The sequence below is a fragment of the Vibrio sp. 1-1(7) genome (assembly GCF_013048485.1).
GTDB classification, from domain to species: domain Bacteria; phylum Pseudomonadota; class Gammaproteobacteria; order Enterobacterales; family Vibrionaceae; genus Vibrio; species Vibrio fujianensis.
Genome location: NZ_VHSP01000005.1, coordinates 149,815 through 174,309, shown reverse-complemented (window position 1 = coordinate 174,309; position 24,495 = coordinate 149,815). Strand labels below are relative to the sequence as shown.

At 44.2% G+C, this 24,495-nt stretch carries 21 protein-coding genes and 2 tRNA genes; 5 read left to right on the top strand and 18 right to left on the bottom strand.

The genetic code is table 11. The annotated features are described in order from the left end of the window. Positions 1 to 187: 187 nt before the first annotated feature. Positions 188 to 1,504, bottom strand: coding sequence for a branched-chain amino acid transport system II carrier protein (brnQ, locus tag FKN05_RS14725; RefSeq protein ID WP_099610648.1), 1,317 nt, complete (start codon positions 1,502 to 1,504; stop codon positions 188 to 190). Positions 1,505 to 1,826: 322 nt separating this feature from the next. Here brnQ and FKN05_RS14720 point away from each other — a divergent pair, with 322 nt between their 5' ends. Beyond that, positions 1,827 to 2,534 (top strand): tRNA1(Val) (adenine(37)-N6)-methyltransferase, encoded by a 708-nt coding sequence (locus FKN05_RS14720; RefSeq protein ID WP_170887831.1) that lies wholly within the window; start codon positions 1,827 to 1,829, stop codon positions 2,532 to 2,534. Positions 2,535 to 2,623: 89 nt separating this feature from the next. After that, complete coding sequence (gene srmB / locus FKN05_RS14715) at positions 2,624 to 3,850, top strand: ATP-dependent RNA helicase SrmB (protein WP_099610647.1); 1,227 nt, start codon at positions 2,624 to 2,626, stop codon at positions 3,848 to 3,850. A gap of 154 nt (positions 3,851 to 4,004) precedes the next feature. Here srmB and prfC read toward each other — a convergent pair whose 3' ends face one another. The 5 genes from prfC to ubiT all read right to left on the bottom strand — a co-directional run bounded on the left by prfC (position 4,005) and on the right by ubiT (position 7,703). Then, a complete protein-coding gene (gene prfC, locus FKN05_RS14710) occupies positions 4,005 to 5,594 on the bottom strand; it encodes a peptide chain release factor 3 (RefSeq protein WP_099610646.1) in 1,590 nt (529 codons plus the stop codon). Positions 5,595 to 5,758: 164 nt separating this feature from the next. Beyond that, positions 5,759 to 6,208 (bottom strand): ribosomal protein S18-alanine N-acetyltransferase, encoded by a 450-nt coding sequence (rimI, locus tag FKN05_RS14705; protein ID WP_099610645.1) that lies wholly within the window; start codon positions 6,206 to 6,208, stop codon positions 5,759 to 5,761. A gap of 4 nt (positions 6,209 to 6,212) precedes the next feature. Beyond that, positions 6,213 to 6,614, bottom strand: coding sequence for a DNA polymerase III subunit psi (locus FKN05_RS14700; protein ID WP_161427983.1), 402 nt, complete (start codon positions 6,612 to 6,614; stop codon positions 6,213 to 6,215). Between the two features lie 65 nt (positions 6,615 to 6,679). Continuing rightward, a complete protein-coding gene (locus FKN05_RS14695; RefSeq protein WP_170887830.1) occupies positions 6,680 to 7,192 on the bottom strand; it encodes a GNAT family N-acetyltransferase in 513 nt (170 codons plus the stop codon). Continuing rightward, positions 7,176 to 7,703, bottom strand: a complete 528-nt coding sequence (gene ubiT / locus FKN05_RS14690; protein ID WP_170887829.1) for a ubiquinone anaerobic biosynthesis accessory factor UbiT — start codon at positions 7,701 to 7,703, stop codon at positions 7,176 to 7,178. Before ubiT ends, FKN05_RS14695 begins: the two co-directional genes overlap by 17 nt. A gap of 256 nt (positions 7,704 to 7,959) precedes the next feature. On the opposite strand from ubiT, the gene FKN05_RS14685 reads away from it, so the two are divergent. From FKN05_RS14685 to FKN05_RS14675, 3 genes are all read left to right on the top strand, one after another. Continuing rightward, positions 7,960 to 10,005: a putative bifunctional diguanylate cyclase/phosphodiesterase gene (locus FKN05_RS14685; protein WP_170887828.1), complete on the top strand. Its 2,046-nt coding sequence runs from the start codon at positions 7,960 to 7,962 to the stop codon at positions 10,003 to 10,005. A gap of 163 nt (positions 10,006 to 10,168) precedes the next feature. Beyond that, complete coding sequence (gene ubiU, locus FKN05_RS14680; RefSeq protein WP_099610640.1) at positions 10,169 to 11,182, top strand: ubiquinone anaerobic biosynthesis protein UbiU; 1,014 nt, start codon at positions 10,169 to 10,171, stop codon at positions 11,180 to 11,182. Between the two features lie 18 nt (positions 11,183 to 11,200). After that, positions 11,201 to 12,094, top strand: a complete 894-nt coding sequence (locus tag FKN05_RS14675; RefSeq protein WP_170887827.1) for a U32 family peptidase — start codon at positions 11,201 to 11,203, stop codon at positions 12,092 to 12,094. A 56-nt stretch (positions 12,095 to 12,150) separates the two neighbouring features. Here the strand turns inward: FKN05_RS14675 and nlpI are convergent, their stop codons facing one another. The 12 genes from nlpI to glmM form a co-directional block, all read right to left on the bottom strand. Next, positions 12,151 to 13,047 (bottom strand): lipoprotein NlpI, encoded by an 897-nt coding sequence (gene nlpI / locus FKN05_RS14670; RefSeq protein ID WP_161427795.1) that lies wholly within the window; start codon positions 13,045 to 13,047, stop codon positions 12,151 to 12,153. Between the two features lie 120 nt (positions 13,048 to 13,167). After that, positions 13,168 to 15,303, bottom strand: a complete 2,136-nt coding sequence (gene pnp, locus FKN05_RS14665; protein WP_161427794.1) for a polyribonucleotide nucleotidyltransferase — start codon at positions 15,301 to 15,303, stop codon at positions 13,168 to 13,170. A 285-nt stretch (positions 15,304 to 15,588) separates the two neighbouring features. After that, positions 15,589 to 15,858, bottom strand: a complete 270-nt coding sequence (rpsO, locus tag FKN05_RS14660; protein ID WP_099610636.1) for a 30S ribosomal protein S15 — start codon at positions 15,856 to 15,858, stop codon at positions 15,589 to 15,591. Positions 15,859 to 15,988: 130 nt separating this feature from the next. Next, positions 15,989 to 16,924, bottom strand: coding sequence for a tRNA pseudouridine(55) synthase TruB (gene truB / locus FKN05_RS14655; RefSeq protein ID WP_099610635.1), 936 nt, complete (start codon positions 16,922 to 16,924; stop codon positions 15,989 to 15,991). After that, positions 16,924 to 17,319, bottom strand: a complete 396-nt coding sequence (rbfA, locus tag FKN05_RS14650; protein WP_170887826.1) for a 30S ribosome-binding factor RbfA — start codon at positions 17,317 to 17,319, stop codon at positions 16,924 to 16,926. Before rbfA ends, truB begins: the two co-directional genes overlap by 1 nt. A 96-nt stretch (positions 17,320 to 17,415) precedes the next feature. Then, the gene (infB, locus tag FKN05_RS14645) at positions 17,416 to 20,115 is read right to left on the bottom strand and encodes a translation initiation factor IF-2 (protein WP_161427793.1); all 2,700 of its coding nucleotides are present in this window, start codon (positions 20,113 to 20,115) and stop codon (positions 17,416 to 17,418) included. A 24-nt stretch (positions 20,116 to 20,139) separates the two neighbouring features. Next, the gene (gene nusA / locus FKN05_RS14640) at positions 20,140 to 21,627 is read right to left on the bottom strand and encodes a transcription termination factor NusA (RefSeq protein ID WP_099610632.1); all 1,488 of its coding nucleotides are present in this window, start codon (positions 21,625 to 21,627) and stop codon (positions 20,140 to 20,142) included. A gap of 34 nt (positions 21,628 to 21,661) precedes the next feature. Next, a complete protein-coding gene (gene rimP / locus FKN05_RS14635; protein WP_099610631.1) occupies positions 21,662 to 22,117 on the bottom strand; it encodes a ribosome maturation factor RimP in 456 nt (151 codons plus the stop codon). A 196-nt stretch (positions 22,118 to 22,313) separates the two neighbouring features. Beyond that, positions 22,314 to 22,390: transfer RNA gene (locus FKN05_RS14630), tRNA-Met, on the bottom strand. A 56-nt stretch (positions 22,391 to 22,446) separates the two neighbouring features. Beyond that, positions 22,447 to 22,530, bottom strand: a tRNA-Leu gene (locus FKN05_RS14625). Positions 22,531 to 22,557: 27 nt separating this feature from the next. Beyond that, positions 22,558 to 22,893: a preprotein translocase subunit SecG gene (gene secG, locus FKN05_RS14620; protein WP_099610630.1), complete on the bottom strand. Its 336-nt coding sequence runs from the start codon at positions 22,891 to 22,893 to the stop codon at positions 22,558 to 22,560. A gap of 236 nt (positions 22,894 to 23,129) precedes the next feature. Continuing rightward, entirely contained in the window at positions 23,130 to 24,470 is a 1,341-nt protein-coding gene (gene glmM, locus FKN05_RS14615; protein WP_099610629.1) for a phosphoglucosamine mutase, read from the bottom strand. Positions 24,471 to 24,495 lie beyond the last annotated feature (25 nt).

Sequence of the window (24,495 nt, the reverse complement as noted above, 5' to 3'; positions counted from 1 at the left end):
TAACCAAAGAATTCTACTGAAAAATGTGACGAAGATACAGGAAAAAATCCAGTCACGTTATCTCTTCTCTCGCTTCATTAAACTAGCAATATCTAATCCAAACCGCATGCGTCACCCAATAAAAAAGCGGATGAAAACCATCATCCGCCACTAATTTTGGTTAACCCTAGGGTCAACAGCCCTTAGATTATGCAGTGCTTTGATTAGAAGGCACTCGGCAGACTTTACCCGCGACAAAAAACATACAGATTAAAGCGGTAAAAGAAGGCAGTACCCAGCCCATCCCAACATCAAATAAAGGCAACGCATCAAACATGGACACATCCAAACCGCAGACTTTAGCCGCATCGATCAAGGCAAATAAGAAAGCGACCAATGTCACCACACGAAAAGCCACTTGAGGATTGGGCATTTTATGACGCACAAAAGCCAGTACCACTAAAGCAATCGCCACCGGATACAAGGCCACCAAAACAGGAATAGAGAGTGCAATCAGTTGAGATAAGCCAACATTCGCGACCGTCGCACATGCGACACCATTAATGATTACCCAAGCACGATATGGAATTGGTGTTAAAGAACAGAAGTAGTCAGAACACGCAGAGATCAAGCCAATCGCTGTGGTTAAACAAGCCAACAGCACAATGGTCGATAAAACGATTTGTCCATAAGGGCCAAATAATGCTTGAACATATTGACTTAAAATAAAGCCACCATTATCTGCCCCTCCAGCAATAGCAGAGCTGGTCGCGCCAAGGTAAAACAAAGAAATATAGACTGAGGCTAAACCAAAAGCAGCAATAAATGCCGAGCTAATCAGATATTTCGTCGTCGCTTTCTGCTCGGTAATTCCTTTGCTACGCAATGCATCAACGATCAGCATACCAAACATCAGCGCTGCCAAGGTATCCATCGTGTTATATCCTTCCAAAAACCCTTTGGTAAATGGCTGGTTTATATATGGGCCACTGGCCGCCATCCATTCCCCTTGCGGATCAAGAAAAACACCGATAGCTAATACAATAAGGCCAACAAAAAGAGCCGGTGTTAACAATTTACCAATCAGATCAATCAAACGGCCTTGTGACCAAGAGAAAAACATCGCCACAGCAAAGAAGAGGATAGAAAAAATCGTGAGATGAAGTTGAGATGTCTCGGCAAACAAGGGACTAACGGCCATTTCATAAGCCACAAGCCCTGTCCGTGGCGTCGCAAAAGCAGGCCCGATGATAATAAAAATAAGCACAGCGACTAATGTGGCAATCTTAGCCGGTAGATCTTTGGTAAGATGATTCCAAGTTCCGCCAGCAATCGCTACAGCAATAATAGAGACAAGCGGTAAGCCAACGGCAGTGAGAAGAAAGCCGGTCATCGCTGAAAGTAAATTTTCTCCAGCTAATTGGCCGGCCAATGGCGGAAAGATAATATTTCCAGCGCCGAGAAAGAACGCAAAAAGCATAAAGCCTAACGCGGCAATATCTGTTAATTTTAACGTCTGTTTCACAGATAACCCTTAAATAAATATGTAATAGATGTTGTGTGTGCATTGAAAGGGAAGTCGAGCTTCCTCTAACTAATAAGACTGGAATAATGACGAACCTATCGACTTTTCGCAATAGCTAAGCAAAAAACACCATATTAATTTATCAATGGAGCCAAAAAGCAGTGTATTACACTATTTGTTAAAAATAATACAGAATCATATTTCAATTAAACTCCACTACAAATGGTCAACATATAGCATGAAACACCAAACAAATTCACAACATCAGAGAAAATCGTCTCATAATTCATATAACACCCGATGTTTATAAAAAAGCAGCGCAATGAAAAGTAACCCTTTTAAATTTAAACAGTTTTCGATTACTCAACAGCAATGTGGCATGCCAGTCAGTACTGATGGCGTGATGCTTGGAGCTTGGGCATTTACTCACTCTCCGAAACGGATTCTTGATATAGGTAGTGGCACAGGCTTACTTTCCCTTATGTGCGCGCAGCGCTTTGCTCAAGTATCTATCTGTGCTATCGATATTGATCCATTGGCATTCAACTCAACCACTCATAATGTGGCTCTTTCGCCTTGGCAAGAACGCATTGAGGTATACCAACAAGACATACTGACCACTCTCTTTAGTACCCATTTTGACGGGGTGATCTGTAATCCGCCTTACTTCACTAGTGGAGAGATGGCGCACTCTTATTCACGAGCGCTCGCTAGACATACTCAGAACTTAACTCATTCAAGCTTAATTGATCGTTTAGCCGATCTATTAACTGAAGATGGTCGAGCTTGTTTTATCTTGCCAATTAAAGAAGGAAAATCATTTATTCAATTAGCCCAACAACAAGGTTGGTACCTAACACGATTATGTGAAGTCAGCCCGACGCCTTCAAAAGCAGTACATCGGTTACTATTTGAACTCAGTAAAAAAATGAGTCAAGTTGAACGCAGTAAACTGACGATCCATACTAAAAATGGGTATAGTGATGACTTTATAGCCCTGACTCGGGATTTTTATCTTAAGATGAAGTAATTAAAGATGTGATCTGACTAAAGATCCAACTATAATGTGCGCCTTTTATTTTAGACTATTCAGCCCCAGCCTTGCGGAGTACCCCAACTGTGACTAAAACCTTTGCTGACCTAGAACTGGATGCCAATCTTCTTGAAGCAATTGAAGAAATGGGCTTTCAACGCCCCACTCAAGTTCAAGAGGAAGCGATTCCCCATGCCCTGGACGGTAGAGATATTCTTGCCTCTGCACCAACAGGTACGGGTAAAACGGCGGCATTTGTCATCCCTGCACTGCAATATTTACAAGATTTCCCGCGCAAAAAAGGAGGCCCAGCGAGGATCTTAATCCTCACGCCTACTCGTGAACTCGCCATGCAGATCACCGAACAAGCTCGTGAATTGGCTAAATATACCCATCTTAATATTTTTACCATCACTGGGGGGGTTCAATATCAAGAGCATGCTGAGATTCTCGCCACGACCCAAGATATTGTCGTGGCAACCCCTGGCCGTTTGCTGGAATATATAGAAGCGGAACGGTTCGATTGCCGTGCCATTGAATGGCTAATACTTGATGAAGCTGATCGCATGCTAGATATGGGCTTTGGCCCTGTGGTTGATCGCCTTGCTTCTGAATGTCGCTGGCGTAAGCAAACCTTACTTTTCTCTGCCACATTAGAGGGGCGAGGAGTAGAAGGGTTTACTGCTGATCTACTCACTAACCCAGCAGAAGTTAACGCAGAACCACCGCGCCGTGAGCGGAAAAAAATTGCGCAATGGTATCACCGCGCAGACAATATGGAACATAAGCTTGAACTACTCAAAACCATTCTTACCCAACAGTCTGAACGGGCAATTGTTTTCTTAAAAACCCGTGAACGATTAGCTGAACTGCGTGCAGAACTCGAAAGAGCACAAATTGCTTGCGCTTGGATCCAAGGTGAAATGCCACAAGATCGCCGTAATAACGCCATCACTCGCTTTCGTGAGGGTGAGGTTAATGTCCTACTGGCTACTGATGTTGCCGCCAGAGGCATTGATGTGCCTGACATTAGCCATGTAATAAACTTTGACATGCCCCGTAGTGCTGATGTCTATTTACACCGCATCGGTCGAACGGCTCGCGCCGGTAAGAAAGGCAATGCTATTTCTTTGGTCGAAGCACACGATCAGCCGATGATGGATCGGGTCGCCCGTTATGTAAAAGAAGAGATTAAAGAACGATTTATAGAAGGTTTACGCCCTAAACATAAAAAGCCGACCTTCAAGAAAAAGAAAAAAGATGAAAAAAAGAAAACCGTTGTGAAAAAGAAAGCGACAAAGAAAAAAAAGTAACCCGCTCCTCTCAATAGCAAAAAGCCGATGCATCGTTCATCGGCTTTTTTCTTGCTTAGCACAATGCGTTTGACTCAAAGTGTAGTGCTGGAGCTCGCTTAAGCGGTCTCATTGCCAGTACTAACCATTATGCATCAAATAGGACAAGTAAAGATTAATGCTCACGCGTCGCTCGGAACAAAATCTCAGGTGCTCGTTCTTGCGCTAAATTCAGATTAACCATGGTTGGAGCGATATACGCTAAGTTATCCCCGCCATCCAACGCTAAATTACTTTGGTTTTTACGCTTAAACTCTTCCAGTGTCTTCGCATCGTCACACTCAACCCAACGCGCTGTCGCAACATTAACCCCTTCATAAATGGCTTCCACGTTATATTCCGATTTAAGACGAGCGACCACCACATCAAACTGCAATACCCCGACCGCACCAACGATTAAATCGTTATTTTGTAGAGGACGAAAAACCTGTACCGCCCCTTCTTCAGAAAGTTGCACTAGCCCTTTGAGCAGTTGTTTTTGTTTAAGTGGATCTTTTAAACGAATACGACGGAATAACTCAGGAGCAAAATTAGGAATTCCTGAGAATTTCAACGTTTCCCCTTGAGTAAAAGTGTCACCAATTTGGATGGTTCCGTGGTTATGTAGGCCAATGATATCACCGGCAAACGCTTCTTCGGCACGTGAACGATCCCCTGCCATAAAGGTCACCGCATCAGAAATGCTAACCTGTTTGCCCAAGCGAACGTGGTTCATCTTCATGCCTTGTTTATAAGTCCCAGACACGATGCGCATGAAAGCAATACGGTCACGGTGTTTCGGATCCATATTGGCCTGAATTTTAAACACAAAGCCGGAGAACTTATCTTCTGTCGCTTGCACCACTCGCTCATTGGCTTGGCGAGGTAAAGGAGAAGGTGCCCACTCGGTTAAACCATCCAGCATATGATCGACGCCAAAGTTACCTAATGCTGTACCAAAGAAAACCGGAGTTAAATCGCCGCTTAAAAATAGTTCTCGATCAAACTCATTTGATGCACCAAGCACCAATTCTAATTCATCCCGCAATTGCTGGGCCAGCTCACTACCGACTTGATTATCTAACTCAGGGTTATTCAAGCCAGCAATCACACGCACCTCTTGAATGGTATGCCCTTGCCCTGTGGCATAAAGAATGGTTTCATCCCGATGAATGTGGTACACCCCTTTAAACTCTTTGCCGCAGCCTATCGGCCAAGTCACAGGGGCACAGGCGATATTTAGCTCGTTCTCAACTTCATCCAACAGCTCCATTGGATCTCGAATATCACGGTCAAGTTTGTTCATAAAAGTGATGATCGGCGTATCACGTAAACGAGTCACTTCCATTAATTTACGAGTGCGATCTTCAACCCCTTTTGCCGCGTCAATGACCATTAAGCATGAGTCGACCGCGGTTAATGTACGATAGGTATCTTCCGAGAAATCTTCGTGTCCGGGAGTATCAAGCAAATTGACCAAAGCATCACGATACGGGAACTGCATTACCGAGGTGGTAACCGAAATTCCCCGTTCTTTTTCCATCTCCATCCAGTCTGATTTGGCATGCTGGGCCGAACCTCGGCCTTTCACCGTTCCAGCTTTTTGAATCGCATTTCCAAACAGTAATACTTTTTCAGTAATGGTTGTTTTACCCGCATCAGGGTGCGAGATAATGGCGAAAGTTCGACGCTTAGCGACTTCGCCAATAAAAGGAGTATTAGACATGCAAGAAATCTTCTTTTTAAGGTCACTTCCGCCGAATGGCAGAAGTTGCCCTTTGAGTTCAAATTACCGAATATTCTCGCTGATCTTCACGATCGGAGCAACTAAACGAATCGAGTTTTCACAGCTTATTATTCAGGAGAAAAATAGAGGAGGAAACAGCAGCATTAATCAAAGAAAAAATAGCTCATAATGATCGCATCTTCTTTTCCTTGTGCGGTCGGATAATAATTAAACCGGCGATCAATTTCATTAAAACCTAATTGCTGATAAAGATGAAATGCTCGTTGATTACTCTCTCTCACCTCGAGCCAAGCACTTTCGGCCTTGCTTTGTTCACATTGCGCTAAAAAATATTGGAGAAGCTGTTTGCCATATCCTTTTCCTTGCTCACTCGGCGCAATCGCAATATTAAGCAAGGTGACCTCCCCAACAATATTTTGTGCATAGTAATAGCCAACAACGCTCTGGTTAACCATCATCACTTGATGACAAGCTCCTCGGCTAGCGACATCTTCCAGCATATTTTTTGACCACGGATGACTGTGAGCATGCTGCTCGATATGCCAAACCTCTGCTAGATGTGCTGTAGAAAGTGGTAAAAATTGCATTGCCATATGGTTATTGTTCACTGTAAGAGCAAATTTGCTGCCATAAATCTCGTCGATAACGAGTATCGTTTTTAATAACACTTAAGGGGGGAGTGTGTAGCAAGTTGGCTTGAGCCGTCACTGACACCTCGCACCCGGCATACCAGATCCACGCCAAGTGAGTAAGATCCAATTGTGCTATGTGTTCAGGAAAAACCTGTCTAGCTTCAACTAACGTCACATGGAAAGACTTTAGTACTTTTTCTAGCCACAAAATTTCCGACTCAGAGGGAAAGGAGGGGGAGATCAACAATAGGCGGCAATCAGGATCAAGCGGCATTAATTGAGGCTGATAGCCCGCCAGTCGCTGTGGATGGACTAATTGCCAATATTGAATGCCCATCGCTTGTAAATACTGCTGCTGATCAACCATGATACTCTACTTCTCTTGTCAGTTGAGCGCATGCTAACAAATATCATCAACTCAGCTCAAGAGACTTATACTGACATCTGTTGGGAAAATTCATCGCAATACTCGATGAGCCCTTGACGACCAGCAAAAGTATCCTCCCATAATTCGACCACTTGAAATGCTGACTCAACCTCAGGCCATGGGCAATGAAAACCATGCGACTTCGCAACACGGAAACCAAAGCGTTGATAGTAATTCGGGGCTCCCAATACCACGCACGCAGGATACCCCAACTCACCTAAGGAACTTAGCCCTTCATTGACCAGTTGAGCACCGATGCCTTGACAGCGATAATTTGTTTCAACGGCTAATGGCGCTAAACCTTGCCAGTTGAAATCTTCGCCATTCAACATTACCGGACTAAATAAAGCATACCCGACAATATCACCGTCATCATCACAAGCGACTAACGACAAAGTTCGACGACCATTTTCTCTTAGTTTCATCACTAAATTCGCTTCTCGTTCGGTGTCAAATACCGATTTTAATAAGCGATCAACCGCGAGGATATCCGCAGGAGCCTCAGTTCGAATAAGCATTTTCGACCTCATTGTGTCTATTCGGCGTTTGCATGCCTTTATGCACAAAATCAGCCAATTGGTGAAGTAAAATTTGTAGCGCTTGCGGTAATTGTTGCAAATCCACACTGTCCATCAAATTTTTAACCTCTAATCCTAATTCGGTATCCCCTTCAATCGATAAACGACGCTGGAAAAATAGTGTATCGGGATCTTCTTTACGCCCCGCAATTAAGATTAAATCATTCATATTACCACTAAAGCTCACATCTTCTTGTTGCGCTACATCGGCAACCAACAAACGCTCTTGTTGATAACTAATATACCAGTGCAATTTGAGATCACGAATTTCAACTTTCAACCATTTATCACTCAGAAACTCAAAATCACCCTCTTCCAATGCTTCTTGAAAGACCATTTTCAAGCCATCAAGTAAAAGTTTTTTTTGTATAAATTTCGGCAATAAATGGACTGGAGATCGCAAAATTGATGCTGCATTTTGAACGAGTTGGGTTCGAATCTTGTTTATCACGCGCGTTATCCGTTACCTTAGAATCATTGCTCATTATCATAATGGTTCGGCCAAGTCTCGTACCTGTTATGCATCAAAGAAAAGGAATTTTCTAAATATCAACGGGACGACTTCGCGAGGTTCAGATGAAAAAATTCTCAGTTGGAGATTTTTATGAAGCTTTCCAACCTATTGAATCAAAGTTATAGTTGATGAAATTTAGAAGAGTTAATCACTTTGTGAATACGACAGATTTTATAGGGTTGGTCACTTTTTAATGCCCACTCAACATCTACCATATTGGTTTAATAAAATAACCGCACATAGCCCAGTTTGGATCGCTATTTTTGATCGCCAACATCAGTATGTCTTAGTGAATGAGCGCTATGCTGAACTCAGTGGCTTGACTCCCTTTGAAATGGTGGGAATGGATGATAGACATATTTTTAATGAAGCGCTGTACCAACAGTTAAAGCCTTATTATGACCGTGCTTTTAACGGGGAAACATTAGAAAGCACAATCGAGATTGACTGGCTCGGTCTGACGACACACCTGCGTATTTTTCTTTCACCAATTTTTCATCAAGATCATCCAGATTATATTCTATTTCAGGCCATAGATGAGTCTGAAAAACACACATTGCAATGTGCGTTGGAGGAAGCGGAACAAAAATTTCTCGCTCTCAGCCAGCTGCTGCCCTGTGGAGTGCTACTGGTTGAAGACGACTATATTTTATCTGCTAACGCATCAGCCGCTCAATTATTAGGACATGCTGGACAGCTCAATTTACTCGGCGAATCACTGTCCCAGCTCTTTGTCGATGAGTCGACACAACAACCATTGACATCATCTCTTGCCGATAGGCTGATGCAAGATTCGCTTTTGTGTGTCACTGGGCCTCGTTGTGGTGCTGCTCGCCGCGTGCGACTCAGTGCAAAATCAACTTCACTGTTTCACCAGCCGGCACACCTGATTTTGATTCAAGATGCCGCGCCATCATCAAACATCACGAATACGGTTTCACACCATACTCATATTGATCAATTAACTGGCGTCAGTAACCGATTAGGGTTTACCAAGTGTCTCGACCATTTTATTGATAATCAAATCCCACTCATGATGCTCTATCTAGATATTGATAACTTTAAAAATATTAATGACTCATTAGGGCATCATATTGGTGATAAAGTCATCAAAGAAGTTTCTAGTCGATTACAGCGTATACTCCCTCCTCAAGCGGTATTAGGTCATTTGGGTGGCGATGAGTTTGGCCTGATTATCCCGGAGCCTGAACATGCCAAAATGGGAGAAATGTTAGCCGATCGAATTATTCGCTTAATTAACCAACCTTTTGACCTTCACCATTTTAGTAAACGTTTAGCCTGTTCAATCGGCTGTGTACAATTTCCGGGAGATGGTAATAACGCTAGGGTGTTACTGCAAAATGCCGATACTGCCATGTATGAAGCAAAAGATCGTGGCCGTAATCGTTGGATCACCTTCAATAACCAAATGAATAAAGAAGCTCGCATGCGCTTATGGCTGGAAATTGAATTGCAGAAAGCGTTGCAACAAAATGGGCTTGAAGTTTGGTATCAACCCAAAGTGAATGCCCGTGATTTTAGTATCAATGGTGCAGAAGCACTGGTACGCTGGAAACACCCTATTGAAGGTTATATCAGCCCCGGTGCGTTCATCCCTGTTGCGGAAAAATCTGGGCTTATTGAACACCTAGGGCGGGTGGTGATCCGAGAAGTTTTTGTTACCGTTAAGCGTTGGCAACAACAAAATATTTTACCCGGTAAGGTGGCTATCAATCTTTCCCCAGAGCAATTTGGCAATACACAATTAATCCATCACTTAGAAAAATTACTACAACAAACCGGCGTTGATCCTAGCTGTATTACTTTTGAACTGACCGAAAGTGCAGTGATGAGTGACAGTCAACACACTTTACAAATGTTAAATGCGATCAAAAAGTTAGGTTTTTCATTGTCTATTGATGATTTTGGTACTGGCTATTCATCATTGGCTTATTTAGCCCGCTTCCCGATTGATGAATTAAAGATAGATCGCACCTTTATTACCGATATTGACACCCTTCCTAAGCAGGCCACGGTGGTGGAAAGCATTATTAAATTAGGCAAATCGCTCCATCTTGACGTGGTTGCCGAAGGCGTTGAAACAGAGCAACAGGCGACATTACTCTCCCACCTTCACTGTCATACCATTCAAGGGTTTCATTTTTATCGCCCCAAACCTAAACACGAAGTTGAGGAGCTATTTACTCAATATCGGCGCACACCTCTAAATATTGAATAGCGAGCAATCAAGGATAAAGTGACAGACTAAATTCGTGGCTTCGCACAATAAACCTTTATCGGTAAATAACAATTGAATGAGTGAAACCTGCCTTATATCAAGGAGTGGACCAACAACTCTTCCTAAAATATAAAAACTTTTCCTTTAAAAACAGTAATGAGCAATGGAACTACTCTGCCCCGCAGGTAACTTACCTGCCTTGAAAACCGCCATTGATTGTGGTGCCGATGCGGTTTACATCGGTTTTAAAGATGACACCAACGCCCGTCACTTTGCCGGTTTGAATTTTACTGGTAAGAAACTAGAAAAAGCGATCAACTATGTGCATGATCGAAATAAAAAACTACATATTGCACTAAACACCTTTGCCCACCCAGAAGGTTTCCAACGCTGGACACAAGCGGTTGATCAAGCTGCCGCTCTCGGGGTTGATGCTCTGATTATCGCTGACGTCGCCATTCTTGAATATGCAGCTCAGCGCTACCCTGACATTGAATTACATCTCTCGGTACAGGCCTCAGCGACTAATGTCAAAGCTATTGAATTTTATCATGAAAATTTCAATGTCAAACGCGTTGTCTTACCTCGTGTGCTGTCCATTCATCAGGTGAAACAACTATCACGCAATATACCGAAAGAGGTCGAATTGGAAGTCTTCGCTTTCGGTAGTTTATGCATTATGTCGGAAGGACGTTGCTACCTCTCCTCCTATATGACCGGAGAATCCCCTAATACAGTCGGAGCGTGCTCTCCCGCCAAGTACGTTCGCTGGCAAGAAACAGAACAAGGTTTAGAATCTCGTCTTAACAACATCTTGATCGATCGCTATGCCTGTGGTGAAAACGCAGGCTACCCGACCCTATGTAAAGGGCGATTTCTCGCTGAACTTGATGGCGAGCAAAAACGCTATCATGCTCTAGAGGAGCCCACCAGCTTAAATACATTATCGATGGTGCCTGAACTGTTTGCTGCCAATATCGCGTCAGTGAAGATAGAAGGACGTCAACGTAGCCCAGCCTATGTTGAACAGGTAACTCGCACCTGGCGAGCCGCCATCGATAACTACCTTGCCAACCCAGACCAGTATCAAGTAAAACCGGCTTGGGATGCTAGCCTTGCCAACGTCTCAGAAGGCACCCAAACCACACTTGGTGCTTATCATCGTCAATGGCAATAAATGAACAGGGAAAAACGCATGAAATACGCATTAGGCCCTCTGCTATACTTTTGGCCAAAAAACGATGTTGAAAATTTTTATCACCAAGCCTGTGAAAGCTCGGCCGATATCATTTATTTAGGGGAAACGGTCTGTTCTAAACGTCGTGAGCTTAAAGCCGCAGATTGGCTTGATCTAGCAAAGCAGCTCACCACTCAAGGTAAGGAAGTGGTGATTTCTACCATGGCTTTGCTAGAAGCACCGAGCGAACTCAATGTTATGAAAAAATACATTGATAATGGTGAATTTACGATTGAAGCCAATGATGTTTCTGCGATTCAGATGGCACACCAACAAAACGTTCCCTTTGTCGTTGGCCCTGCCATCAATTGCTATAATGCGCAAACACTCAAGATTTTTCTCAAACAGGGAATGGTTCGCTGGTGTATGCCGGTCGAACTTTCTCGTCAATGGCTCATCAATGTACTTGAGCAGTGTGACGCATTGAATATTAAAGATAAGTTTGCGACCGAAGTGTTTGCCCATGGTTATTTACCTCTGGCCTATTCTGCCCGCTGTTTTACTGCGCGTGCCGAAAATAAAGCTAAAGACGAATGCGAAACCTGCTGTATCCGTTACCCTACGGGGATTTCCGTCCAGAGCCAAGAAGGACAAGACGTCTTTAACTTGAATGGTATTCAGACCCAATCTGGCTACTGTTATAACTTAGTCAATGATTTATCCAGCATGGTAGGGTTAGTTGACGTTGTTCGCTTAAGCCCTCTCGGTGTTGAAACCTTTGAGCATCTTCAGCTTTTCCAAGCCAATGAGCGAGGCCAACAACCGCAATCGCTCACGAACCATCACTGTAACGGCTATTGGCATCAAATTGAGGGGTTAGCTTTAGTTAATAATGAATTAGTGAATAATTAAAAAGCAGGCAGGCAGCATCGATAATCCATGATGCTACCGACCTCTATTGTACGTTTTTATTGGGTGCTTTTTGCCAGTTGAGCTTCGCGTAGATTCTGATAGATACGCCCTAACTCTAAGAAAGCGTAACGGTGTTCCACATACTCATAGACATTAAACGAGAGGGCCAGTTTATATAGGGAAATCGCATGAGCGTAGTTCCCTTGTAATTGATACCGCTTGCCTAGATAAAAATAGGTTTCGGTCAACTGTTGAGCCAGTGCGGTATTATCTCGCGTATTATTGAGCAAAATTTTAAATAGCTGCTCTTCCGACACCTTATCCAACATTAATCCAACCATGATCCATCCCCACTGTTCATCATGCTGCTGATAACGAGTGGCTAATTCATCCCTTGCTTGCTCTGGGTTGAGTTCACTATAAATAATGTACTGCCAAAGCGCCCGAAATGGATCGTCTGGATCTTGTTGATAATGTTGACTGATTTCTTCAAAGGCAAGCTCGGTACGCTCCCCATAATACAACGCAATGGCACGATTACGTACCGCATATTCATTACTTGGATCTAATTCGAGGGTTGAATCAAACGCTTCATAAGCCGCATCAAACTCTCCCGCTTCAGTATAATAAACGCCAAGCAAGTTAAAAATGTCCGCTTGAGCAGGATTGAGCGCTAATGACTGAGTGAAATCAAGGCGAGCCAGATCGCGTAATCCGACGTTGTCATAGCTATTTCCCCGCTCAAAAAACATCTTCGCACGAACGTCATCATTTAAATCGCTACGTTGTAGTAACTGCGTTAAGCGCGCAATTTTAACTTCGTGCTGCACGTTTGATTGCAGTGGAATCGCCATGGGTGGGTAGACCCACTGGGTTTGTTGAGATCCAGTAGAAACACATCCAGCAAGTAACAAGAATGCCGCACTGATAAGAGCGGTTTGAAGCCATTTCACAAATCCATACTCCTGTTATTTCGCATGATCCAATTAAAAAGGGAGCGAATTACGCTCCCTTTATATCATGCTTTGTCCCCAAAAAGCGAAAACTGTTCTTCGAGAACAATAATGCAATTATTATTCCGCAGTTGGTGCCGCATTTTCTTGAGGGGCTTCTTCTGCCGGTTTTTCTACCGCTTCTTTCATGCTCAAACGAACACGGCCTTGACGATCAATTTCTAAGACTTTCACTTGAACTTCTTGGCCTTCAGAGAGAACATCAGACACTTTTTCAATGCGTTTATCAGCAATTTGTGAAATATGGACTAAGCCATCTTTGCCTGGTAACACGGTTACGAAAGCACCGAAATCAGCTAGACGAGCGACTTTGCCGGTGTAAATTTTACCCACTTCAACTTCTGCTGTGATCTGCTCAATACGACGAATCGCTTCTTTGGCTTGATCACCATCTGTGGCGGCAATCTTGATCGTACCGTCATCTTCAATTTCAATGGTTGTACCGGTTTCTTCAGTCAACATGCGGATAACCGCACCACCTTTACCGATCACATCTTTAATCTTTTCAGCACTGATCTTCATCGTGTGGATACGAGGTGCAAATTCAGAGATATCATCACGTGCACCAGCAATCGCTTGATCCATCACAGAAAGGATGTGTAAACGTGCGCCTTTCGCTTGGTTCAGCGCAATTTGCATGATCTCTTTAGTAATGCCTTCGATCTTGATATCCATTTGTAGTGCCGTCACACCATTAGAGGTACCGGCAACTTTAAAGTCCATATCACCTAGGTGGTCTTCATCACCTAAAATGTCAGAAAGGACGACAAAATCTTGCTCTTCTTTCACCAAGCCCATCGCAATACCGGCAACAGAGGCTTTAATAGGTACACCCGCATCCATCAACGCTAGTGATGAACCACACACAGATGCCATTGAAGAAGAACCGTTTGATTCAGTAATCTCAGAAACAACGCGTACGGTGTATGGGAACTCATCCACTGATGGCATCACCGCCGCAATACCACGTTTCGCTAAACGACCATGACCAATTTCACGACGCTTTGGTGAACCCACAAAGCCAGTTTCACCCACACAGTATGGAGGGAAGTTATAATGCAATAAGAAGTGATCTTTCTTCTCACCTGTCAGTTCATCAATAATTTGTGCATCACGCTGCGTCCCTAAGGTTGCGGTGACTAAAGCTTGAGTCTCACCACGAGTAAACAAAGCGCTACCGTGAGTACGTGGTAATACTCCTGTACGTACATCTAAAGCACGAATCATATCTTTCTCGCGCCCGTCGATACGTTTCTCACCGGCGATAATACGGCTACGTACCACTTTTTTCTCAAGAGAGCCGAGCATTTTCTTGATATCCATCACATCAAGTGAGTCATCTTCGGCTAATAGCGCGTCAATCACATCAGACTTAATCTGACCGACTTGCTCATAACGCGCCATTTTTTCGGTAATTTGGTAAGCCTCGGTAAAACGAGTTTCAGCTAACTGAGCAATTTTTTCTTTTAGGGCAATGTTTTCTTCTGGAGCTTGCCATTCCCAAGCGGGAGTCGCGACTTCAGCTGCGAATTCATTGATCGCCTTGATGACCACTTGCTGTTGCTCATGACCATAAACTACCGCAGCCAACATCTCCTCTTCAGTCAGAATATCAGCTTCAGATTCAACCATCAGCACAGCGCCTTCAGTACCCGCAACCACAAGATCAAGACGAGATTTGTCTAATTCTTTTGGACTTGGGTTTAACACCAATTGACCATCGATATGACCCACACGAGCAGAACCGATAGGACCATTAAATGGAATACCAGAAATCGCCAAAGCTGCCGAAGTACCAATCATAGTGATGATATCTGGCTGAACATTCGGGTTAACCGAAACAACGGTTGCAATCACTTGAACTTCATTTGTGAAGGCATCAGGGAAAAGAGGACGAATTGGACGGTCAATCAAACGTGCAATTAAGGTTTCGCTTTCAGAAGGACGACCTTCACGCTTAAAGAAGCCACCAGGAATCTTACCTGCTGCGTAAGTACGCTCTTGGTAATTCACTGTGAGAGGGAAAAAGTCTTGGCCTTGTACTGCCTCTTTTTTACCGACAACTGAAACAAACACGGCGGTGTCGTCCATGGTTGCCATTACGGCTGCGGTGGCTTGACGTGCCATCACGCCTGTTTCTAATGTAACGGTATGATTTCCGTATTGGAATGTTTTTACTACTGGTTTTTCGAACATTGAGTTTTCCTTTTCTAGGGAGAAACCTAGATAAATTAATCAACACTCAAAGCATTACCAATCGCGACTAGTAAAAAGAGACTCTATATCGCCTAAATCACTTTTTAATAGCCGCGACCTGCTGGCCGACTTGGGTGACTGTAATGCAGTGAGAGATAACAAATCCAGCACTGAATGCTGGACGGCATCTAGTATAAACTACTTGGGTGGGAATATGCCAAATTTAGATAATAAAAAAGGGGCTAATGCCCCTTTTTTAAACAAACTGTACTATGCAGTCACTGATTAGCGACGTAGGCCTAGACGTTTGATTAGGTCTTGGTAACGTCCTAGATCTTTACCTTTCAGGTAATCTAGAAGTTTACGACGGCTTGAAACCATGCGTAGCAGACCACGGCGGCTATGGTGATCGCCTTTATGTTCTTTAAAGTGATCTTGTAAATGGTTGATAGAAGCAGTCAGTAGTGCTACTTGTACTTCTGGTGAACCAGTGTCGCCTTCGCTACGTGCGTATTCAGCAACGATTGCTGCTTTAGTTTCTGCATTCAGAGACATTATTCTCTCCTAAAGAGTTAAGTTAATCGTTGTGTCAGCCAATCTCTGATTCAGCCGACACGAGAAGCGCGAATTATAGGGAATAAAACCTATTGATACAAGCGCAAATATTGCTTTATGCCACTGAAGCCTAGGAGTAAACCACCAAACGTTTTGGCGCGATCTTTCCATCATCATCAATCTGAGCAACACCGAGAAAACGCTTCTCTTCACCACCGGTCATTCGTACTAACCCTTCACTTGGTGCACCAAACACTTGGACGGCTTGACCATGTTGCACCATATCCACCAGTTCAGCAATTAGATTGACTTCTGGTAAATCTTGTACTGCGGTATCCATCGGCAATAAAAGTGCATCAAGGGCTGAGTAAGGATCTGAACCTTCTCGTTGAGCTTGCTCAACCCGTTGGTTAAGCTGTGCTAGTGTCACCATATTTTGCGCTGGGTAGTTCGCTACACCGATACGACGTAGCATGGTCACGTGCGCACCACACCCAAGCATTTCACCGAGATCATCAACGATAGTTCGAATATAAGTACCTTTAGAACAATGTACTTCCAGTTCTACTTCATCATCCTCAAAACGATGCAAAATAATTTCATAAACCTGTATTTTACGTGCTTCTCGCGGAACCTCGATACCTTGGCGAGCATACTCGTAAAGTGGACGCCCTTGATATTTAAGCGCTGAAAACATCGAGGGAATCTGATCCGTTTGGCCACGAAAACTTGCCACCTTAGCGAGTAATGTCTCTCTATCAACCTGAACTGGACGGGTCTCAACCACTTCACCATCCGAGTCAGAGGTATTAGTACGCTGACCTAGTTTAGCAATCACACGATAACGCTTATCCGAATCGAGTAAAAATTGAGAAAACTTGGTCGCCTCGCCCAAACAAATCGGTAACATCCCCGTCGCTAATGGATCAAGCGCACCAGTGTGTCCTGCTTTTTCGGCAAAATAGAGGCGTTTCACTTTCTGTAGTATATCGTTCGATGAGATGCCCGTGGTTTTATCGAGTAGTAAGACGCCGTTAATTGCACGGCCTTTACGACGTCGTGCCATTACTCTTCGTCCTCTCGACCTGAATCTTGTTGGCGTCGTTTATCTTGATTGACCACTTCAGTCACTAAATTCGACATCCGCATCCCTTCAACTAATGTATTGTCGTAATAAAAGCGAATTTCAGGAGTCAGACGCAAGCGGATACGCTTACCGAGCATCATTCGAATATGAACTTCATGCTCACGCAATACCTTTAAGCATGATTCAGGCGTCTGTTCGCCAATACATAAAAAGGTAACAAAGACTTTGGCATAAGCGAGATCGCGTGATACTTCGACATCAGAAATCGTTACCATACCTAATCGTGAATCACGGACTTCACGCTGTAGGATCATGGCAAGTTCTTTTTGTAATTGCTGAGCCACACGTTGGGTTCGGCTAAATTCTTTTGGCATATTTTTTCTCACTAGTAGAAAGAATGGGGGGATGGTTTCCCAGCCCCCCATGGTGTATTCAACAACCTAACATTACCGTTAATGCAATTTTAGTTGCTAGTCGATGGTACGCTGGATTTCAACGGTTTCGAAGACCTCAATCTGGTCACCAACGCGCACGTCGTTGTAGTTCTTAACGCCGATACCACATTCGTAACCATTTTTCACTTCAGAAACATCATCTTTAAAGCGACGTAATGATTCAAGCTCACCTTCATAAATCACCACGTTATCACGCAGTACACGAATCGGGCTATGACGCTTAATCACACCTTCTGTCACCATACAACCAGCAATAGCACCCAGTTTCGGTGATTTAAATACGTCACGAACTTCAGCAAGCCCAATGATCTCTTGCTTAAATTCAGGAGCGAGCATACCGCTCATGGCCTGTTTCACTTCATCGATTAGCTGATAAATAATCGAGTAATAACGTAGGTCAATATTTTCCGCTTCGATTGCACGACGCGCTGAAGCATCAGCTCGCACGTTAAAGCCAACGACAATCGCATTTGAAGCCGCAGCCAATACAACGTCTGTTTCGGTAATACCACCAACACCAGAACCAACAATGTTCACTTTAACTTCATCAGTTGAAAGTTTTCTCAGTGAATCGGCAATCGCCTCCACCGAACCTTGTACGTCTGCTTTCAGTACCACGTTCAATTCGGCAACATCACCCGCGGCCATATTAGAGAACATATTCTCAAGTTTAGATTTTTGTTGACGTGCGAGTTTCACTTCACGGAACTTACCTTGACGGTAGTTAGCAACTTCACGTGCTTTACGTTCATCACGTACGACTGTGGCTTCGTCACCTGCAGACGGTACACCCGATAGGCCGAGAATTTCGACTGGAATAGATGGCCCCGCATGGTCAACTTCATTACCCAATTCGTCACGCATTGCACGAACACGGCCATATTCTTGACCACAAAGTACGATATCGCCTTTATTCAAAGTACCAGACTGAACAAGAACGGTCGCCACTGGGCCTCGGCCTTTATCTAAACGAGATTCGATAACAACCCCTGAAGCCATGCCATCTTTAACGGCGGTCAGTTCTAGTACTTCGGCTTGCAATAGGATCGCTTCTAATAAGCCATCAATATTGGTCCCTTGTTTCGCTGAAATGTGGACGAACATATTCTCTCCGCCCCATTCTTCAGGAATGATATCGTATTGAGCTAGCTCGTTTTTCACGTTATCAGGATTAGCATCTTCTTTATCGATCTTATTTACGGCAACAATAAGAGGAACGCCAGCAGCCTTGGCATGCTGAATCGCTTCAACCGTTTGAGGCATGACGCCATCATCAGCTGCAACAACCAGCACAACAATATCTGTTGCTTGAGCACCACGAGCACGCATTGAAGTAAACGCCGCGTGTCCCGGAGTATCTAGGAAGGTAATCATCCCGCTTGGTGTCTCAACGTGGTAAGCACCGATATGCTGAGTAATACCACCCGCTTCAGCATCCGCGACGTGAGTGCGACGAATGTAGTCAAGTGTTGAGGTTTTACCGTGGTCAACGTGCCCCATAATGGTGACAACCGGAGCACGTGAAACCGCCTCAAACTTGTTATCACGATCAGAAAGAATCGCTTCTTCTAGCTCGTTTTCTTTACGAAGAACGACTTTGTGACCCATTTCTTCCGCAACTAACTGAGCCGTTTCTTGATCAATCACTTGGTTAATGGTCGCCATCGCGCCCATTTTCATCATCACTTTGATCACTTCAGTCGCTTTGACTGACATTTTATTGGCTAATTCAGAAACGACAATGGTTTCACCAATAACGACGTCAGATTTCGCAACAATCGCACTCTTATCAAAGCCATGTTGCATAGAAGTTGGTTTATGAATGCGACCTTTACGGCCAGCTTTACCACCACGAGGACGTGAATTACGCTCTTGTTTATCATCACGAGAAGACATTTTGGTCTTTTTCGCTTTCGCTGCACGACGAGCGCCTTCTTCACGACGGTCTGCCTCATCTTCCGCTTCACGAGCATAATGTGAAGTGGTTAGATGGTAATCTGTATCTTCTTGCATAGCACCTGTTTTCTCTTCTTCAGCAGACCAACGCTCTTTATTTTTTTCGGCCAATTCGCGCGCTATTTCAAGCTGACGCTGACTTTCCTCTTCAGCCTTACGCTTCGCCTCTTCTTCCTGGCGACGTTTTAATTCCTCGGCCTCTTTTCGCGCTGCTTCTTGCTTTAATTTATCTTGTGCAGAACGCTCACGTTTGGCTTTCTGCTCTGGCGTATCACGCTTCGCTTTTTCTTCAGCTTCGCGTTTTGCCTTCTCTTCCGCTTCACGCTGGGCTTTCTCTTGCGCTTCTCGTGCTGCTTTCTCTTCAGCTTCACGTTTCAACGCTTCTTCTGCCTCACGTTTTGCTTTTTCTTCCGCTTCACGCTGAGCTGCTTCTTCGGCTTCGCGTTTCGCTTCATCTTCGATTACACTGCGCTTAACATACGTCCGTTTTTTGCGCACTTCAACCTGAACATTCTTACTTTTACCGCCACCTGCATTCACACTCAGTGTACTGCGAGTTTTACGCTGGAGTGTTAAACGAGTCGGTTCTGAACCATCACCATGTTCTTTGCGTAGATGGGCAAGCAGTTTTTGCTTTTCGTCTTCAGTCACGCTATCCGAACTCGCTTTTGTCATACCAGCATCAGCAAGTTGCTCTAATAAGCGGTCAACTGGAGTACCAATTTCTTCACTCAGTGTTTTAACTGTAAGTTGTGTCATGCCGCTTTCTCCCCTTGCTGAAACTTATGCGTCTTCGCCAAACCAACAAATATTGCGAGCCGCCATAATCAATTCGCCCGCACGTTGCTCGGTTAGGCCTTCAATACCTTCGAGATCATCGATGCCTTGATCTGCGAGATCTTCTAGAGTTGCAACCCCTTTCGCAGCCAATTTAAATGCCATTTCACGCTCTAAACCTGGTAGAGCAAGTAGATCATCTGCAGGTTCAAGCCCTTCATATGTCTCTTCTTGCGCGAGAGCCATGGTGGTTAAAGCATCTTTTGCTCGAGTTCTTAGCTCTTCGATCAGATCATCGTTTAATCCATCAATTTCCAGTAACTCGTTAACTGGAACATAAGCTATCTCTTCTAATGTAGAGAAGCCTTCTTCGACTAACATCTCAGCAAAGTCTTGCTCAATATCGAGATACTTCATGAAGTTTTCGATTGAAGCCATAGACTCTTCTTGGTGCTTTTTCTGTAAATCAGCTACGGTCATCACATTCAGTTCCCAACCGGTTAGCTGAGATGCAAGACGGACGTTCTGACCATTACGGCCGATCGCTTGCGCAAGATTATCAGCCTCGACAGCGATATCCATTGCATGTGCATCTTCATCAACGATGATCGAGGCAACATCGGCTGGTGCCATTGCATTGATCACAAATTGTGCAGGGTTATCATCCCACAACACGATATCAATACGCTCACCACCAAGTTCGCCAGACACGGCTTGAACACGAGCACCACGCATCCCAACACAAGCGCCAACTGGGTCAATACGTTTGTCGTTGGTTTTCACTGCGATTTTCGCACGCGAGCCAGGATCTCGAGCAGCAGCTTTCAATTCAATCAGCTCTTCACCAATTTCAGGAACTTCAACGCGGAACAGCTCCGCTAACATTTCTGGTTTTGAACGGGTAATGAACAGCTGAAAACCTCGAGCTTCCGGAGCCACTTTATAAAGCAGCCCTCGAACACGGTCACCAGAACGGAAATTTTCTCGCGGCAGTTGATCATCGCGTAAAATCACAGCTTCAGCATTGTTACCTAAGTCTAAGATCACCGTGTCACGATTGACCTTTTTGACCACGCCTGTCACTAGCTCACCTTCATTGTCGATAAACTGCTCGACAATCTGCGCACGCTCAGCTTCACGAACTTTCTGTACGATCACTTGCTTCGCCGTTTGGGTTGTGATGCGATCAAAAGTAACCGATTCAATCTGATCCTCAACGTAATCGCCTAATTGTACCGTTTCATCATCATAATTTGCGGCATCAAAAGAGATTTCTTTGGTCGGATTTTCAACTTCATCAACCACTAACCAACGGCGGAAAGTTTCAAACTCTCCCGTTTTACGGTCAATCGCGACACGAACATCAATTTCAATGTCATGTTTTTTCTTGGTTGATGTGGCCAGTGCGACTTCTAGCGCTTCGAAGATACGCTCACGAGGAACTGCTTTCTCATTCGAAACCGCCTCAACAACCGCTAAAATTTCTTTACTCATGGTATAGCCTCTTAAGCTCTTTTCTCTAGGAGAACTAAAATTTAGGGATCAGGTTAGCTTTGGCAATGTTGCTGAGAGCGAAATGCTCTTCTTGACCATCAACCATTATATGGATGGTTTCACCCTCTACGGTATGAATTTTTCCCTTCCATTTACGACGGTTACCTACCGCCATTTTTAACACGATATTGATATCGTGACCGATAAACTGCTCATAATGCGCTGCTTTAAAGAGTGGTCTTTCTAAACCAGGAGAGGAGACTTCGAGGTTATAAGCAACCGTAATCGGGTCTTCAACATCCAATACTGCACTAACTTGATGACTCACTTCTGCACAATCATCAACGGTAATACCATTTTCATGATCGATATAAATACGCAATGTAGAATGCTCACCAGCACGTACGAATTCCAGTCCAACGAGTTCATAACCTGATGCTACCACTGGAGCTTCAAGCATTTCAGTAAGTTGTCTTTCTAAACCTGTCATTTAAACCACTCCAGAAACAAAAAAAGGGCATAGAGCCCAATTTAAATTCCAAGCAAGCACCTGAATTAACGTAATGAAATTCAGATAACAAAAAACCCCGATAGTCGGGGTTTTTTGTTGCTGGACCCAGATAAATTGAGAATGCCTTCTCAATTGCAGTGAGGTTGACACTGCCAAACTTGCATCCATAAAAAAATGGTTGCGGGGGCCGGATTTGAACCGACGACCTTCGGGTTATGAGCCCGACGAGCTACCAAGCTGCTCCACCCCGCGTCCGACTTGTAAGCAATTATAAGCTGTACAAGGTATAATTTACAAGTTTGTAAATATGGTGCCGAGAGAGGGACTCGAACCCTCACACCTAAGGCGCTAGCACCTCATGCTAGTGTGTCTACCAATTTCACCATCTCGGCATAACCTGAACTTATCGTAACGATAAGTTATTGAGGAATTTCATCACCTGATGCGGGAGGAACTTCACTCACTGTATCATTAGCTTGCTCGATAACTTGACCTTGTAATGGATCAACCCATTGAGACTCAATTTTGTGAGTAGACATATTGCCTAACACTAAGCTAATAACAAAAAATACGGTTGCAAAAATTGCAGTCATTCGGGTTAGAAAACTACCTGAGCCGCTCGCGCCAAACACTGTGTTTGAAGCACCAGCCCCGAAAGAGGCTCCCATATCTGCGCCTTTACCTTGCTGAATCAATACGAGGCCAATTATACCAACCGCTGCCAACAGGTAAATCACAAGTAGAACGCTAAACATGACTTCCACCTATGTTCCAAATTGTTGAGCCAGCGCCGTTAAATCATTCGACTTAAACAAGGCTAGCGACCTCCTCACTGAAGGCGGACGCAATACTAACGAATGCTCGTTTCGCTGACAAGAGGTATTTGATAAAAAATCCTTTTTTATCAACCAAACGGTCAAAAAAGGCTCAAAGTTTAGTGAAAAAAGAAAATTCCCCATCAACGTTAATCTGTTGGTGGGGAATTTATAGGTTAGCAGTTTGCTTTTACAGCATCAGCAATATGCAGGGCAGACGATTGCACTAAAGCGGCATCTTCACCTTCTACCATAACTCGGATCAAAGGCTCGGTTCCTGATTTACGCAGTAATACCCGTCCTTTTTCTCCTAACTGAGATTCAACATACTTGACTGCCTCAAGCACCGCACCAGACTCAAGCGGATTACTATCACCGTTAAAACGCACATTTTCAAGGACTTGAGGGTACAGTGTCATGCCTTGTGCCAGATCATGTAACGACATTTCACTGCCAACCACAGAAGCAAGAACTTGCAAAGCTGCCACAATCGCATCCCCTGTGGTTACTTTATCCAGCAAAATGACATGACCTGAATTCTCAGCACCAATTTTCCAACCTTTCTCGAGTAATTTTTCCATCACATAACGGTCACCAACCGCAGCGCGTAAAAATGGAATCCCCAACTGTTTCAGGCCATTTTCCATCCCTAGGTTAGTCATTAAGGTGCCGACAACGCCACCTTTTAGCTCTCCTCGCCGCAATGCATCTCGCGCGATGATATAAGCAATTTGGTCACCATCAATTTTATGCCCCAAGTGATCCACCATGATAATGCGATCACCATCACCATCAAAAGCAAGGCCTAGATGAGCTTGCTCTTCAACAACTCGTTGCTGTAAAGCTCGAATATCGGTAGCCCCCACTTGATCATTAATATTCAAGCCATCAGGTTCGGTTCCCATCGCGATCACATTAGCACCTAATTCTTTAAAAACATTCGGGGCAATGTGGTAAGTGGCTCCATGTGCACAATCCACCACGATGTTTAAACCAGCAAGGCTTAATTCAGATGGAAAGGTGCTTTTACAAAATTCAATATAGCGTCCAGCCGCATCAACTAAACGCGTCGCTTTACCTAACTCGGCTGATTCCACGCATTCAAGTGGTTTATCCAATTCAGCCTCAATGGCCAGCTCCAATTCATCGGGTAATTTAGTCCCCGCAGAAGAGAAGAACTTAATACCATTATCGTAATATGGATTATGTGAAGCAGAAATAACGATTCCAGCTTCCGCACGAAAGGTCTGGGTTAAATAAGCGACCGCCGGCGTTGGCATTGGCCCAGTGAAAATCGCTTTTAATCCCGCCGCCGCAAGCCCAGCTTCTAACGCTGACTCAAGCATATAGCCAGAAATACGTGTATCTTTGCCAATAATGACTTTTTTTGTGCCTTGCTGTGCCAGTACACGCCCGGCAGCCCATCCCAGCTTTAATACAAAATCAGGAGTTATCGGATACTGCCCTACCTTACCTCGTACCCCGTCAGTACCAAAATAACGTCGTGTTTCAGACATGATGATTCCTTAATATTTTTGTTTG

Coding starts and splice junctions, on each gene's coding strand:
- FKN05_RS14720 (WP_170887831.1), top strand. CDS start 1,827: ATGAAAAGTAACCCTTTTAAATTTAAACAGTTTTCGATTACTCAACAG.
- prfC (WP_099610646.1), bottom strand. CDS start 5,594: ATGTCTAATACTCCTTTTATTGGCGAAGTCGCTAAGCGTCGAACTTTC.
- rimI (WP_099610645.1), bottom strand. CDS start 6,208: ATGGCAATGCAATTTTTACCACTTTCTACAGCACATCTAGCAGAGGTT.
- FKN05_RS14700 (WP_161427983.1), bottom strand. CDS start 6,614: ATGGTTGATCAGCAGCAGTATTTACAAGCGATGGGCATTCAATATTGG.
- FKN05_RS14695 (WP_170887830.1), bottom strand. CDS start 7,192: ATGCTTATTCGAACTGAGGCTCCTGCGGATATCCTCGCGGTTGATCGC.
- FKN05_RS14685 (WP_170887828.1), top strand. CDS start 7,960: ATGCCCACTCAACATCTACCATATTGGTTTAATAAAATAACCGCACAT.
- ubiU (WP_099610640.1), top strand. CDS start 10,169: ATGGAACTACTCTGCCCCGCAGGTAACTTACCTGCCTTGAAAACCGCC.
- FKN05_RS14675 (WP_170887827.1), top strand. CDS start 11,201: ATGAAATACGCATTAGGCCCTCTGCTATACTTTTGGCCAAAAAACGAT.
- pnp (WP_161427794.1), bottom strand. CDS start 15,303: ATGTTCGAAAAACCAGTAGTAAAAACATTCCAATACGGAAATCATACC.
- rpsO (WP_099610636.1), bottom strand. CDS start 15,858: ATGTCTCTGAATGCAGAAACTAAAGCAGCAATCGTTGCTGAATACGCA.
- truB (WP_099610635.1), bottom strand. CDS start 16,924: ATGGCACGACGTCGTAAAGGCCGTGCAATTAACGGCGTCTTACTACTC.
- rbfA (WP_170887826.1), bottom strand. CDS start 17,319: ATGCCAAAAGAATTTAGCCGAACCCAACGTGTGGCTCAGCAATTACAA.
- infB (WP_161427793.1), bottom strand. CDS start 20,115: ATGACACAACTTACAGTTAAAACACTGAGTGAAGAAATTGGTACTCCA.
- nusA (WP_099610632.1), bottom strand. CDS start 21,627: ATGAGTAAAGAAATTTTAGCGGTTGTTGAGGCGGTTTCGAATGAGAAA.
- rimP (WP_099610631.1), bottom strand. CDS start 22,117: ATGACAGGTTTAGAAAGACAACTTACTGAAATGCTTGAAGCTCCAGTG.
- secG (WP_099610630.1), bottom strand. CDS start 22,893: ATGTTTAGCGTTCTACTTGTGATTTACCTGTTGGCAGCGGTTGGTATA.
- glmM (WP_099610629.1), bottom strand. CDS start 24,470: ATGTCTGAAACACGACGTTATTTTGGTACTGACGGGGTACGAGGTAAG.